This window comes from Paenibacillus sp. JNUCC 34, assembly GCF_058269055.1.
Window position 1 is genome coordinate 4,926,901 of record NZ_CM177770.1, and the last position, 14,892, is coordinate 4,941,792.

Consider the following 14,892-nt stretch of genomic DNA (forward strand, 5'->3'; position numbering starts at 1 on the left):
ATCTTTCCGAAATGGAAAGATGTTCTGTAGCCAGTTTTGCATAACCAAGCAAGAGTGCAGCAATAAACAAGCTGCACAAATAAACATCTCCCTCCCATCCTCGTGAGAAATATAGAGCACTTACATGGCAGGTCTCCTGGCTTCGCTTCATCGCTTGACAATCGTCCTTCCTGTTTAAAATCGTTAACAGTGGACTACTACCTTGATTGTCAGCTCTGCGTTACAGTGGCGGGACCGCGTCGAACTCTCATCGACCTTCCCTATTAAGCCGCATACTTTATGCATCAGCACCATATAAGCTGTTTCTATTTAATTTTGATAGACTTTTTTTATATTAACAAAGATTGGTATATTTCACAAAGGAATTTCTCATAGACAGTACAAAAAACGGCCTACATGAAACAATAAGACCCTTCCATATAGAGAAGGGCCTAGACTTCGTTATATTTTTACTCAATCACCAATATCCGAGGGGATGTGTTCGCGATTACCCTGGACGACAGCCAAGAACCAACCCCTGCCGATATGATACTTACGACTGCAACTCCAATAATACCGCCCCAATGCATAATTAGAGGCACTTCCACAATCCCATAATATGTTAATATATTTTCCAGCAACATAGGCAGAAGGTATACTCCGACGTATATGCCTAGTAGCGCGCCGATGACGGATAAAGCAACGATCCCTTGGGCTACGGATAATCTAATCCTATTCGATGTTAAGCCAAGTGATTTGTAAATGCCATAGGTTTTGCTGTCTTTTCTAATATTTATACGACAAGTGATGTAAATAATGATGCAAGTGACAACAATAAACAACAATCCCATCATACTCATTGGCAAGATAAGCAGGCCGACAGCCTCTTTAAATACGGAATCTAGTAGCATTTTTTGAGTTAATGCGGAGAGCGCTTCCTTATATTGCTCATTAATATCACTTACGACCTGATCGGACTGGCTGCTATCATGCAGGTTGATAAAATATGTTTCTGCATTGCTGTAGTCCAGATGATCTGCTTTAATCACATCGACCGTTATTCTTGCAGAATAGGACATATTGGCGATAGCTTGATAAATTCCTGTAACGATGAGCGAATACGGTTTTCCATTGATGTACACCGTTATCACATCACCAATATCTTTGTTAAGCTTCTTCGATACGTTGATACCAATAGCGATTTCGTTCTTGTGAAGGGGATTGGCTCCTCTTAATGTGGAATACCCCAGATCATCATAGTTACCATCAGCAACACCGATATAGACATTCATGGATGAGGTGTTCGAATCTCCGGAACGATCGGATAGTTCTGAAGGAACCACTCCCGTAACATTCCCAAACCACCCGAAATTTTTGATTCTTGGGTCGGACAACATATCTTCTTCAAATTGAGTACGTGAAAATGCTGCTTGATTAAAGACTTCTACTGCAATATGTGAATTGTCATATCCCCATGATGACGCCGTTCGTTGAATGGAATAAACGCTGTATAACAACACAGATCCGAATACAAGAACGGCTGATGTAATCACGGTTAGAATAAACATGAGAATAGAACCTTTCACATTCTTCAACATGTTGCGCAGACCAATAACGAACATAACGGGAAGTCGATCGAATCCAACTGGACGATTTCCATTCGAACGTACACGTCTTGCCCATTTACTGCTATCCATTTCAGACATGCCATACCGGATTGCTTGCACAGGCTGTACGGAACGGGCTTTATTGGCATAGAACAACACACATAGAATGACCAGGGCAAATACACATATTCCGACTGCTAGAGCCGTGAAATTACCCTGCATCGATAGCTCTGAACGATTTGTTTTCAAAGATGACAGCGAGCTCTCTACAATGACTTTGGATAAAAACTGACTGGCAGCTAACCCAGGAATAATCCCGATGATCGATAGAAAAGCATATTGAGACATGTAGGTTCCAATGATTCCAAATGAAGATAGCCCACAAGATTTCAATACCCCAATCGTTCGATAATTCGCCAATATCGCGTCTGAAATCGTGAACCCAATTGTGAATAAGGCCACAAGCAGCATGACAGATCCGAGAAAAATCATAACAAAGCCGATTACTTTATTCATAATTAGATAAAATGACGATATCGATTCGAATTCCATTTTGGATTCAAGATACTGCGTACCGGCCTGCTTCTCGAAGCGGTCCCAATACTGTGTATTGGTATCGTAATCGTCAAAGCGAAGTCCCATCATATACATGTCTTTTCCCTGCAATGACTGAAACTGATCTTTATAATCTTGCGTGTTCATCCAGATGCGGGCGTTTCTTGTGAACGGAGCTCCAAAAGGCATATCTACGACAACTGCTGCTACCTTCAACTCAAATGTACTCTTGCCTGTTTTAAAACTTACCTTATCACCTACTTCAATTCCATTGGAATAAGAAAACGAAGTGGGTATCCAGATGGTCCCGACCTCAGGGGTGCTTCTTTCATCTCCTTGCGCCCAGATCAGCTTATCAACCGTAAAGGGAAGCTCTGCTGTATCCATCATAAACATATAGATATTATTAATTTCTTTTCCTTGATGGGTGATTCTTGACAGATTTCGATATGGTATCAGCTCGGACGCCGTAACCCCCTGCTGCTCATCCCACCATTGTTTGAAAACGATCGGATCATGCAGACCATTTCCCAACATCAAAATTTGATGAGAACCGTTTGCTTTCGTATGCATGTCTGTAAATAAATTTTGTGTATTTGAGATTACAGTCATTGCGGTTGACAGCAGTAGCGTAGATAACAGAATGAGCACCGTTGTGAGTCCGTTTTGGATTTTCTTCGTTCTTAGGTTAGATAGGAAAAGAGTCCACACCGCATTCACCCGCGTCACTCCTTTCCTGAAACATAAGAAAATATAATATTTTCTCTGTCCTGGATGTCGTCATTATCGGATTGATATTTATCAAATTCCAGAATGCCGCCCACTTTGCCATCTCGAATAAAAATGAGCCGGTCCGCTCTGCAAGCCGCTTTGATATCATGCGTAACCATGACAACCGATTGCCCTTGACGATTCATATTCGTTAAAATATCCAATATCGCAACGCTTTGATCATAATTCAAGCTGCCTGTCGGCTCATCAGCAAAAATGATTTCCGGTGAATTAATCATCGCTCTTGCAATGGCTGCACGCTGCTGCTGCCCCCCTGAAGCTTGCGCCGGCAATCGATTATGCAGGCTCTCAATCTGCATTGCTTCCATGAGCGAAAGCGCCTTTTTCTTCACTTCATTTTTTTTGTTACCGGCGATATAGCCAGGCAATGCGATGTTTTCCCCAAACGTGAGATCAGGCACCAAATTAATTCCTTGATAGATGAATCCAATCCTCCGTGCCCTGAAGTCTGCCATTTTCTTTTCGTTGTAAGAATCAATACGTTGTTCTTGATAATACACCTCTCCAGCTGTCACGCTATCTAGTCCGCTCAGAAGATAGAGTAATGTGGATTTTCCTGAGCCGGAATTACCCATAATAACCGTAAAGTCTCCTTGGTAAATATCGATATCGAGATTTCGAATAGCATGATATTGTTCGCTGCTGGTAGAGTAGGTTTTACAGAGGTTTGTAGCATGAATCATCGTTTTTTTGGCCGTCATTCATTAATGCCCTCCTGCAATTCAGTATATTTGCCATTGTAAAGGGCTTTTCTTGCATGCTGCTTATCAGATTATTAATAAAGTATTACAGGGCGCGGCTTAGCATAATGGGATGGAAAAATAAAAAGTGGTTCCATGACCCGGTGTGCTTTTAAAGGAAATCGAGCCCTTGTGCGCTTCAATAATATATTTGCATATGGACAAGCCCAATCCTGAACCCTCGTTTTGTTTATCCGGAGGGGTGTTTACCTGACCTTTAAAATAACGTTCAAAAATAAACGGCATATCCTGCGGTAGAATTCCTTGACCTGTATCTGCAATCGTGACGGTTAACTGATCCCGTTCCTGTTCAATGTCAATTCGGATGGAATCACCTGAAGATGTATGCTTCATGGCATTCGCAATCAGATTAGAAATCACCTGTTCCAGTCGGTTCGCGTCCACATTGATGAGCACATTCGGAATCTCTGCAGGCTCGATAAAGGTAATCCCGGCGGTACGAACGGAATGAGCGATCGGCTTAATGATATTCAACAGGATCTCTTTACTATATTGCTCTGTTGGACAGACAGAAATTTGCCCTAACTCTTTTAATGCATGCAAGAGCAGATCATCTACAAGCGCTGTCATTTTTTGTGTGTTGGTTTGCATCACTTGGATATATTCCATAACCGATTCCATGTCAGGACAAATCCCTGCACGTATCGCCTCAAGGTATGCTTTTACCGTCGTGAGGGGCGTCTTGAGATCATGAGATAGATTCGAAATCAGCTCCTTCTGAGCTTTATCTTGCTCAACTCTTCGTTTGCTAAGATACATAATCTCCAGCCTCATCTGGTCGAACATGGCGTACACTTCTCCGATTTCATCCATGCGACCATACTCCGCTTTATGCTCGTAATCCCCTTTTAGAATGGCTTCCGAATAGTATTTCAATTTCTGAATCGGCTGGATGGTATCGTTGTTGATTTTCTTTCTAAGGAACCACAGTAAAGTAAATACTATTAATACACATGAAATCATCAGGATTAAAGGAAAGAGGGGGAGATCATCCGATGGTTCATAGATAACCTGTGCTGCCGGCACTGTGAAAATGGCGTTTCCGATTTGAGCTTGAGACTCTTGGCTGATGACGGGAAAGGCGATTTTGAAAAAATCTTTATCTACTCTCGAAAGATATAAATCATAATGAAGTGAATTCCTTAAATCGATAGTCTGTATTAACTCCTCAGGGGAAGAATGAAAAATAACCTTGCCATCCAACTGAGAAAACAGAAGGTTTACCCCACTAGTTTCACTCATCTTCCGCAAGGTCTCTCGTATTGTCGCATCGCTGGCAATCGCTTGATGATGTTGTTCAAGAAATAACATCATATCGTTGACTTTGATACGCACTTGATTAATCACATAACTCGTGTGGGTCTTGTCCTCTTTCCCGCCCCACAGGACATACGCTCCACATCCGATCGCGATAACCAGACATATCGATACAGCGTAAATCCACTTTCTTAACCACCGGTTTACATACATCGTATTCTCCATCTCTAGGCTTACTCCAAGTTGAATTTATAACCAACGCCCCAGACCGTCTTAATAAACGTTGGATTTGAGGGGTCGGTCTCCAGCTTTTCTCGCAATCTTCGAATATAAACGGTTATTGTGCTTTCATCTCCAAAGGTATCGTATCCCCATATTGCATCTAATAACTGGCTTTTAGAGAACACTTGATTTTTGTGCTTGGACAAGTAATACAACAGTTCAAATTCCTTCGCAGATAATGATATCTCTCGACCTTCTATCGTTACCTTGTAGGCTTTCTTATCAATGATAAGGCTCCCATACTGCAGCAGTTCATCATGTTTGGGCCCTCTGTCCATGCTCCCTCTCCGTAAATGGGCGTTAATTCTAGCCACAAGCTCACTTAGTGAAAATGGCTTTGTCATATAATCATCCGCACCAAATCCAAGTCCGAGCACTTTGTCCGTATCACTGCCTCTGGCGCTCAAAATCAGAATAGGCGTGATGCATGTCTCACGTATTTGACGGCACAGCTCAATCCCGTCCACATCCGGAAGCATAATATCCAGAATAATAAAATCGGGCAACAAGGTGTCTATTAATTTCAGACCTTCCTGACCGTTCTCCACAACCGCAACCTCATATCCGTTAATGGTTAAGTAATCCTTAATAACACGGGAAATATCTTGTTCATCCTCAATTACGAGTATTTTCTTTGATCTGCTCATTGTGTATTCTCCACTATGTATTTATAGTTTTTCCTTTATTTATCATAGTAGCATGGGATAAGGGGGATGGAAAGATAATACAAAACGACGGTCCGCAGTACGATTAAACTCGTCGGGTCAGCGGTAAACTTACAGCTTCATTCACTCACCAATTTTTACCTATTCATGTTAAAGTTATAAGAAAACCGTGAATAGCATTCTAGAAGAAGAGGCGAAAATCTACTGATTAAAAATCGAACATTAGAGGTGAAATTGGATGAGATTTTTTATCATTACAGGTACATCAAGAGGAATTGGCGAAGCGTTGGCCACACAATTGCTAGATGATAACCATCATATTTTTTGCATATCGAGAACTAGCAATCAAAGGCTAATTGAACTGGCGAGGGAAAAAAATAACAGGTTAAGCTACCACCCGTTTGATCTGAATAATTTAAGCGGAATTGATCAACTTTTTGAAGAATTATTTAACACAATACAACATGAATCGGAAATTGATGCAGTTCATTTGATAAACAATGCCGGAATGCTATCCCCCGTTGCTCCAATTGAACTGAATAGTGCTGATAGCATGGTTGAAAATGTAAATATTAATTTGCTTGCTCCTATGATCTTTACGTCAAATTTTATTAAGCACACGCTCAAGTTAAACGTAGACAAACGGATTATGAATATATCATCTGCCTCAGCTAAATATTTGTTACCATCCCAAAGCTGTTACAGCACCTCTAAAGCCGGTTTGGATTCATTCTCCAAGAGCGTGAGCTTGGAACAGATGAATAAAGAATATCCTGCCAAGGTTGTTTCCGTATATCCAGGAATGATCGATACGCAATTGCAGGCTGAGATTCGTTCTGTAAGCAGTGAAACCTTCCCTTACGTGGATCAATTCATCCAAATCGCCCAAGAAGGGAAGCTGCAAACACCCCAATATACAGCAGGCAAATTAATTGAAATCCTGTTCAGTGAAGACTTTGGCAATACAGTAGTCATTGAAGAATTTTAAAGCTTAAAAAGAGAGGGGGGTCCCCCTCTTTACATCCCATATCTAAAGGTCCTGCCTCACCAACAGTGAACAGCACCCCACATACTACTCCTTATTCAATAGCTTCTTTAGTGTGGCAATATCGTTAGCTGCTACTAATTGCTCAAGATTTTCAAATATCTTCTTCTCATCCCAGTTCCACCATTGAAGCTCTAACAATAATTTAATCATCTCATCACTGAAACGCTTCCTAATAGTATTTGCAGGATTGCCGCCAACAATTGTATACGGTTCAACGTTTTTTACAACAGTTGAGTTCGAAGCAACAATTGCACCGTCACCAATTTTAACTCCCGGCATAATCGTGACATGTTGTCCCAGCCATACATCATTGCCAATCAAAGTATCGCCTTTGATTGGCAACTGCTCTATCGTTGGAGTGACCTTTTCCCAACCTCCAGCAAAAATATTGAAAGGGTATGTTGTTAAACCATCCATTCGATGATTAGCACCATTCATAATAAAAGTAACCCCTTCAGCCATGGCGCAGAACTTACCGATAATCAGCTTATCACCTAAAAAGTCATAATGATGCTGAATATTGTCATAGAAATTCTCTGGTGATCTTGTGTTGTCACTGTAATATGTATAATCTCCAATCTCAACATTTAGCCTGCTAGGTAGATTTTTAATGTAACAAACTGTTCTAATATTTTCATTTGGATAAAGCTTATTTTTATCTGGGGCTATCGTCATACTTACACTACCTCTCTAACAAGTTATTAACCTTGCCCTTCAAACTAAACTGAACGCTCCACATGCCTCGTATACAGAACACATTTCACCTTCGTTTCACCTCTTGTCAATCCCAATCAACAAACATTACGCTCCAAATCTCTGGCGGTACCCACATCTTCTACATAGTTCCTCGACAGCTTCCCTGCGGGAAAATCCGTCGACGAGGTTATTCGCCCGCTCGCCATCGACGATGTCAGAAAATGATGTCTGATGGATATTGCCTAGATTAATTACCCCTTCACCATCTAGACAACATGGCACAACTGTCCCATCTACGAGAATGGCCGCTTGGCTGCGAAGTGCATGGCAAAAGCCTTTACCTTCATCCTCAGGTGCTGTCATACTAGGCCACTGGAATTCATGATCTTGGTTCAAATAGACGTTGTTGGAGACTCTCACCCCTCCGCCTGGCACTACCTTTTCTTCGATCTTGTAATCTAGGCCAAATTCTTTCTCTATGATTTCGAGTGTTTCGCGGTTTCTACTCTTTTCAATGTTTGTTGCGTTGTCCTGCGTCAAATTCCACAGACGGAATGAAAAGATGACATTATGCTCCTCCGCTTCACGGACAAAGGAGAGGATTTCTCTCAAGTATCCTTCGCGGTTGGTTGAACCCTCATGACCGTCAAAGCTGTGAAGCGAAAAGTTCATCTGTCTCAGCGCAGGCTTTCCAAGCAATTTATGCCGATTTTTTGCGATCAGTGTTCCGTTTGTTGTGATATTAACCTTAAAACCTTTCTCGTGGCTAATATCTAATAGCTCATCGATCTTGGGATGGAGTAGCGGCTCCCCTTTGACGTGTAGATATATATAATTGGTATGCGGTTTGATCTCATCCAATCTTCTTGCAAAGTCATCCACCTTAATAAAGTTAGCCTTGCGCTCCGTCGGCGGACAAAAAGTACAGGCGAGATTGCAGATACTTGTAATTTCTATATAAACTTTTTTAAATGTTTTCAAGATTAGATCCCCCTTCCAAATGTCTATGATTATATGATGCTATCTTGCTTGTTTATCCCCCACATCGTAACATAGGAGGGCTTTTACAGCTACAGGTACGGGGCATTCGATTGCTTTGCTGGGTGCTGCACAACATGGGATTAGACAAAATACCTAAACCACGGATATTGTTGCATAACCTACAACAATTCCGGTAAATAAACGATTTTTTCACCCTATTATTGTATAAAGTACAACAATACCCAGCAAATCAACAACTTTCTAACCCCATTGTTGTACTTTATGCAACAATCCGTCCTTGGCCGCGACAATTCAAGATAACTCATTTTTGGTCAGGTCAATTTCTTGCCCTTCCTTACGAATAACTCCACGTTTCATATCAATGAGGGCACCATTCCATTCGATAGCATCAACTGCTTCTTCTCCATAGGCGTATGTACGCCTTAGATTTGTTATGGTTAACTGTTTTATTCACTTTGATTACTCTTTTGAATTATGTAGGCACAGTAAATGACAAATAGCCCCATTCTCTAATGAGAAAGGGACTATTGCATGTTTGCCCGCTAAAGCATCACTTTTGCTTAACTATAGGTTAATATGTTCATGATTCTAGTCTTTCCATGTTAGCCTTGATTTGATTATTTCTTTCTTCAACTAACTTATCATATCCGTTATCTTGTCGATACTGAATAAACTTGTTCATGGCTTGATCGACCTCAGTGTCCGATTGAGCATTCAGAATCTCGGCAATCGTCTTGGACCATTCTTGATTGATCTTTTCTCTATTTCTCGTAGATTCTTTCGATAGATACGTATCAAGACTAGCGATTTCAAATTGCGGAACTACATACTCAACCGTCCACTGCTTAGCTTGGTGCAATGCTTTAGGGAATTGATTAATCCCCATTTGTCGTGACAGCAATGCGCTATCCTGCAGCCATAAGTGAGTCGTAAATCCCTTTTCTTTCTCGAATCCGGCAGGATCTGTTTGTTTAAAATCTAACAGATCTTGGTTCAATACAGGGTTTCCATCCACCATGGTGTACGTTTCCCCTTCTCTGCCATAGTTCATTACGGTGTTACCATGTTCACTGACCATGTAGGTCAGAAATTGCATTGCCTTTTGTGGATCTTTAGCGCTCTTTGAAATGAACGTTTGTGTCCAACCTTCAATTGAGGTGCCTGTTAATGCTCTATCTCTGCCCATTGTTGATGAAGGTCCATCAACAGCAATGTATTCCTTACCTGGATGCTCATTGGCCCACAATGTCATTGTATCTGTTTCACCGATAATATCTGGAGAAAAATATACAAAATAACTACCGTTCGTCAGTCTTGCATCCTTATCATCTTTGGACATTGTAATCATATCATTATCTGTTAATCCTTGTTGACGTGCTTTCACAATAACCTTTAGCCATTTTTGGAAATCTTCATCCGTATATCGATCATAAAATTTACCATCTTCCGTTAAGATTGGCACACCTATAAAATCGGCAAGAGTCTTATTAAATACTCCGTTCTTCTCAGAACCGTCGTTAAAATCAAGTGTACCAAAAGGAATGACCGGTTTACCGAGCTCATCCTTTATATTTAATTGCTGCACGGCTTCTAATGCTGAAATAAATCCTTCCGGTGTCGTCATGTCAGGCTTGCCAATCTGCTCATAAATATCTTTTCGCACCATGAAGGCCTGGTTGCCATATACGCCGCCCTTTTCATAGTCTGCTTGTGTATTTGAGAAGTTGGGATACCCATAAATATGTCCGTCATCTTGCGTGAAAAATTTTAGCGTCTCAGGCTTTGCAGCGTTCTTTAGAAAATACGGATCATACTTCTCCGCTAACTCATCAAGCGGAATCGCAAACTTACTCGCCTCTTTAATTAGAGGGCTCGATCCATCTATCGTAATGATATCTGGCAAATCGCCGGATGCCATCATCGTATTTAATTTGTCATCTGCGCCACTCTGATAAGTAATATTGACTCCTGTATCCTCTGTAATGAATTTAGAGGACATATCGTTACCCCAAGTCTGAGCGAACCAGTCAAAATTGATGTACCAATCGAGATCTGCTGAATTTTCATCTGATTGCCAGCTTGGTGTATTTTCATCAACGGTTATGGTCGAATCGGGCAAGCTCACCTCTTCTTTTTTACCACAGCCAACCAATGCTACTGCTAATGCGATTATAGTTAACATTACGATTGATTTTTTCAAGCGAATTCTTCCTCTCTATTCCTTATTCTTTGACTCCACCGACTAACATGCCGCTAATAAAGTATTTCTGAAGGAAAGGATAGATCAGCACAATAGGCAATGTTGTAATGATCATTGTAGCCTGTTGCAATGACTGTGTTGTAAATGCCTTGGAAATATACACGCCGGCTTTTGCAGAGTTTGCAGCACCTGTGCTCGTTAACAACTGGTATAAGTAGTACTGAATTGGATACAACGTTTTATCAGTTATATAGAGCTTAGCCGTAAAAAAGTCATTCCATTGAAAAACGCCGTGAAATAATGCGATCGTAGCAATGACCGGGACAGATAGAGGCACAACAATCTTGAAGAAAATCTTAAACGTATTTGCCCCATCAATCTTGGCCGATTCTTCAATTGCTTCCGGCAAGTTTCTAAAGAAATTCATCAGAATAATCATGTCGTAGAAACTAAATAGTACTGGAATGATAAATACCCAGAAGGTATTGGCAAGTCCGAGACCTTTGACCACGAGGAACGTTGGAATCATTCCGCCGCTAAAGAACATGGTGATTACTCCCATTCGAATAAACACCTTTCTTCCCATCAAATACGGCTTGCTCATTGCATAGGCTGCAATACCTGTTATAAGCAAGTGACCTGCTACACCTATAGTAGTCTTGGCAAATGTAACTAAAAATGCTTGATAAATGGTCGAATCCTTCAGAATCGTTTCATAGTTGACTAGCGTAAATTCCCTAGGAAATAGATAGATTCCGCCTTTCATTGCGTCATAACCGTCATTCAATGATAAAGCTATAATATTGATAAGCGGAAAAATAATGATCGCAAGGAAAAACACCATGAATACAGCATTGAAAATATTAAATATTTTTTCGCCTCTCTCCATGCCCGTATTCCACCTCCTTCTAAAAAATCGAGCTGTCATTCAGTTTCTTTGTTAAGAAGTTCGCAATTAACAAGAGGGTAACCGACACAACGGAAGAGAAAATACCAACAGCAGTAGCAAAGGAGAAGTCCCCTTGCGCCAAACCTAGATGATATACGTAGGAATCGATAACTTCACTTCGAGCCATATTAGAAGCATTTTGCAGAACCAATGTTTGCTCCAGATTGGATCCCAAGACAGAACCAACACGCAATACAAACATCAGAACGATAATATTCCTCATTCCAGGAAGAGTGATATGCCATATTCGTTTGAAGAACTTGGCCCCATCCACTTTTGCTGCCTCGTATAAGGACGGATCAATTCCGGAAATAGCTGCAAGATAAAGAATTGTCCCCCAGCCTACCTCTTTCCAAATTTCTGAGAAGACCGCTACCCACCAGTACAAATTTTCATTCGATAGAAATGCTATCGGCTCCGAAATAATATTCGTGGATAACAACAAACTGTTTACCAAGCCCGATGAGCTTAGCCAGGAAATAATCATACCGCCCAGAATAACCCACGATAAGAAATGGGGCAGATAGGAAACGGTCTGCGCAAACTTTTTAAAGAAGCCTATCGCGATCTGGCTAATCATAATAGCTAATATTATTTCGAGCGGAAAACCAAACAATAATTTCATAAGGCTTATCGCCAATGTGTTTATCAAAACGTTATAGAAATCGCTATCCCCTAAAAACGCTTTAAAATTATCAAAACCTACAAATTCTGAATCTACAAAACCCGTTAGTGGAGAATAATCTTGAAAGGCGATGATTAACCCTAACATAGGTACAAACGCAAATACGATCATGAGTATAATGCTTGGCCACACCATAGCCTGCAGCTGCCATTGAGACATAAATCTCTCTTTCCATTTGCGATTCAACTTTGTTCCTCCTCTCGCCATTCCGCAGAGATTCCGTAATATTCCAAATAATTTTATATAATTAGTTAATTTTGTTAAATAATTGGCGGAGCGAAGGATACCTTTATAGATACTCTATAGTAAATGCAGCCTTCTCTAGCTGATTAATATAGATATTAAATTCCCCAGGCTCAACCGTCTGCTGTAGGTCTGCATTCAAATATTGAAGATCCTCTGAATCAATGAGCAGCTCTACCTTCACCGTTTGGTGTGCAGGGACTTTGACCGTTTTATATTTTTTCATTTCTCTGACAGGTCGTACCGCCTTCGATACAAGATCCTCGATATACACAATAACAATCTCATCATATTCATATGGACTCGGGTTATGGATCTCAAAAGAGAGCACGATTTCTTGACCCTCCATAATCTTGTTGCTTGAAATGTTGAAGTTCGAATATGATGTGTTCGTAAAGGTCAAGCCGTATCCAAATGGGAAGAGCGGTCCGATCTCACAGTCCTGATATCTACTGCTATAACTGGATGCATTCGCCGGACGACCTGAACTGTATTCATTATAATAAATAGGTGTCTGGGCCGAATAACGAGGGAATGACATCGTTAACTTCCCTGAAGGCGTATCCTTGCCCATGATGAGTTCTGCAACCGCTGTACCTGCTTGTGTACCTGGATACCAACACCAGAGCAGAGCCGGTATATCTTCAATAATATCTTGAAGTGCCAACGGTCTCCCGGAGAAGCATACACACGCATAAGGCTTATTGGTCTGTTTCACATCTCTTATTAGCTGTTTCTGAACCGCTTCCAATTCGATGTTAACACTGCTATGCCCTTCCCCACTTAACTCCCAGTGCTCTCCGATCGCAACAACAATGTAGTCGCAATCTTCTAATTCAGCTGCCGGACAGTCCTCCAGAGATTCATATACATGCAGCTCGAGCGAATCATTGACTTGTTTCATACCTTCTGCCAACGTAATAACATCATCAAAGCTTCCTTTACACTGCCAGTTACCAAGCAACTCTCTTGTGTTTGCGAACGGTCCAACGATGATGACTTTATTGTGCTCCTTGCTCAGCGGAAGCATTTGATCATTTTTCAATAATACACAGCTCTTCTTAGCCGCTTCTTTCGCAAATTCAATAAATTCCGCATTCAAAATAACTTGATTTTCTACGTCCTCGTCAACATATGGATTTTCGAACAAGCCCATCTCATTTTTAAGCTGCAATATTTTTAAGACAGCGGTATCTATATCATGAATGAGTGCTGGGTTTTCTGCCAGAATTGTTTCATAATGTTCAAGATATAACGTAGAAACCATTTCGATATCAATTCCTGCCTCAAGAGCTAGTTCAGCCGCCTCCTTGCCATTTTGGGCCACTCTGTGATTTTGCAGTTCTGATACGGCTCCCCAATCCGAAATGACAATATCTTCAAATTGATACTGATCTCTTAATATACCTTTTAGCATTTCTTGACTTGCGCTCACCGGAACACCGTTGAATGTATTAAACGAGCTCATGACAAACTTCGGCTGCTGTTTAAGAGCTATTTCGTACGACTTGCCATAATAAGCATAAAACTCTCTCATTGACATATCAACGGCGTTATAATCTTTGCCAGCAATACCTGCCCCGTAAGCTGCGAAATGCTTCAAGCAGGCCGCTACTCCGGTTTCGGATATTTCTCCGTTCTTGCCCTTCTGATAGCCGTTAATCATGGCGCCGCCCAAGTTACCGGACAGCAGATGGTCTTCTCCGAAGGATTCCATAACTCTTCCCCATCTGGAGTCTCGCACAAGGTCTACCATCGGTGAAAAATTAACATGAATCCCGGTGGCTCGCAACTCAGATGCGGTATTCTCCGCTACCCTCTGCAAAATGTCTTCATTCCAGCTACATGATAATCCGAGTGGAATCGGGTATATCGTTCTGTATCCATGAATGGCATCGTGCATAAAAAGCAAAGGAATTTTTAGCCGTGATTTTTGTAAATATGCCGATTGCACCTGGTTGATCATCTTGGCACTTGAAACACCAATAATACTGCCGATTGTATATAAAGTGTCTCCTTCGAGGACCTGATCTGAGTAACCAGGCCCCGTTTCTACCATTTCACTGTCAACTTTGCCAACATAATGTTCGCCAGTAATTTGGGAGAGCTGTCCAAGCTTTTCTTTCAGCGTCATTTTTTCAAACAGCTCTATTATTTTGTTATGTTCCATA

General features: G+C 41.1%; 11 protein-coding genes and 1 riboswitch. Of the genes, 1 reads left to right on the forward strand and 10 read right to left on the reverse strand.

All coding sequences use genetic code 11. The features are described 5' to 3' along the window. Positions 1–109 precede the first annotated feature (109 nt). A riboswitch (cobalamin riboswitch) is annotated at positions 110–310 on the reverse strand. 139 nt (positions 311–449) lie between these two features. The 4 genes from AC2TF5_RS23050 to AC2TF5_RS23065 all read right to left on the reverse strand — a co-directional run bounded on the left by AC2TF5_RS23050 (position 450) and on the right by AC2TF5_RS23065 (position 5,880). Beyond that, the gene (locus AC2TF5_RS23050) at positions 450–2,861 is read right to left on the reverse strand and encodes an ABC transporter permease (RefSeq protein ID WP_491299447.1); all 2,412 of its coding nucleotides are present in this window, start codon (positions 2,859–2,861) and stop codon (positions 450–452) included. A gap of 5 nt (positions 2,862–2,866) precedes the next feature. Beyond that, complete coding sequence (locus AC2TF5_RS23055; protein WP_491299448.1) at positions 2,867–3,634, reverse strand: ABC transporter ATP-binding protein; 768 nt, start codon at positions 3,632–3,634, stop codon at positions 2,867–2,869. Between the two features lie 99 nt (positions 3,635–3,733). Next, positions 3,734–5,176: a sensor histidine kinase gene (locus tag AC2TF5_RS23060; protein ID WP_491299449.1), complete on the reverse strand. Its 1,443-nt coding sequence runs from the start codon at positions 5,174–5,176 to the stop codon at positions 3,734–3,736. A gap of 8 nt (positions 5,177–5,184) precedes the next feature. After that, on the reverse strand, positions 5,185–5,880 hold the full coding sequence (locus AC2TF5_RS23065) for a response regulator transcription factor (RefSeq protein ID WP_491299450.1): 696 nt from the start codon (positions 5,878–5,880) through the stop codon (positions 5,185–5,187). A gap of 256 nt (positions 5,881–6,136) precedes the next feature. Here AC2TF5_RS23065 and AC2TF5_RS23070 point away from each other — a divergent pair, with 256 nt between their 5' ends. Continuing rightward, a complete protein-coding gene (locus tag AC2TF5_RS23070) occupies positions 6,137–6,886 on the forward strand; it encodes a (S)-benzoin forming benzil reductase (protein WP_491299451.1) in 750 nt (249 codons plus the stop codon). Positions 6,887–6,970: 84 nt separating this feature from the next. Here the strand turns inward: AC2TF5_RS23070 and AC2TF5_RS23075 are convergent, their stop codons facing one another. The 6 genes from AC2TF5_RS23075 to AC2TF5_RS23100 all read right to left on the reverse strand — a co-directional run bounded on the left by AC2TF5_RS23075 (position 6,971) and on the right by AC2TF5_RS23100 (position 14,891). Further along, positions 6,971–7,621 (reverse strand): Vat family streptogramin A O-acetyltransferase, encoded by a 651-nt coding sequence (locus AC2TF5_RS23075; protein ID WP_491299452.1) that lies wholly within the window; start codon positions 7,619–7,621, stop codon positions 6,971–6,973. 126 nt (positions 7,622–7,747) lie between these two features. Then, the gene (locus tag AC2TF5_RS23080) at positions 7,748–8,623 is read right to left on the reverse strand and encodes a radical SAM/SPASM domain-containing protein (RefSeq protein WP_491299453.1); all 876 of its coding nucleotides are present in this window, start codon (positions 8,621–8,623) and stop codon (positions 7,748–7,750) included. 601 nt (positions 8,624–9,224) lie between these two features. Further along, positions 9,225–10,844, reverse strand: a complete 1,620-nt coding sequence (locus AC2TF5_RS23085) for an extracellular solute-binding protein (RefSeq protein WP_491299454.1) — start codon at positions 10,842–10,844, stop codon at positions 9,225–9,227. A gap of 22 nt (positions 10,845–10,866) precedes the next feature. Then, positions 10,867–11,733, reverse strand: a complete 867-nt coding sequence (locus AC2TF5_RS23090) for a carbohydrate ABC transporter permease (protein ID WP_491299455.1) — start codon at positions 11,731–11,733, stop codon at positions 10,867–10,869. A 19-nt stretch (positions 11,734–11,752) separates the two neighbouring features. Continuing rightward, the gene (locus AC2TF5_RS23095; protein WP_491299456.1) at positions 11,753–12,664 is read right to left on the reverse strand and encodes an ABC transporter permease; all 912 of its coding nucleotides are present in this window, start codon (positions 12,662–12,664) and stop codon (positions 11,753–11,755) included. A 103-nt stretch (positions 12,665–12,767) separates the two neighbouring features. Then, the gene (locus AC2TF5_RS23100; protein WP_491299457.1) at positions 12,768–14,891 is read right to left on the reverse strand and encodes a glycoside hydrolase family 3 N-terminal domain-containing protein; all 2,124 of its coding nucleotides are present in this window, start codon (positions 14,889–14,891) and stop codon (positions 12,768–12,770) included. Between the last annotated feature and the right edge of the window lies 1 nt (position 14,892).

What these genes read in the sequence shown, in the direction of transcription:
- AC2TF5_RS23055 (WP_491299448.1), bottom strand. Translation starts at nt 3,634, where the DNA reads ATGACGGCCAAAAAAACGATGATTCATGCTACAAACCTCTGTAAAACC.
- AC2TF5_RS23060 (WP_491299449.1), bottom strand. Translation starts at nt 5,176, where the DNA reads ATGGAGAATACGATGTATGTAAACCGGTGGTTAAGAAAGTGGATTTAC.
- AC2TF5_RS23065 (WP_491299450.1), bottom strand. Translation starts at nt 5,880, where the DNA reads ATGAGCAGATCAAAGAAAATACTCGTAATTGAGGATGAACAAGATATT.
- AC2TF5_RS23070 (WP_491299451.1), top strand. Translation starts at nt 6,137, where the DNA reads ATGAGATTTTTTATCATTACAGGTACATCAAGAGGAATTGGCGAAGCG.
- AC2TF5_RS23075 (WP_491299452.1), bottom strand. Translation starts at nt 7,621, where the DNA reads ATGACGATAGCCCCAGATAAAAATAAGCTTTATCCAAATGAAAATATT.
- AC2TF5_RS23090 (WP_491299455.1), bottom strand. Translation starts at nt 11,733, where the DNA reads ATGGAGAGAGGCGAAAAAATATTTAATATTTTCAATGCTGTATTCATG.
- AC2TF5_RS23100 (WP_491299457.1), bottom strand. Translation starts at nt 14,891, where the DNA reads ATGGAACATAACAAAATAATAGAGCTGTTTGAAAAAATGACGCTGAAA.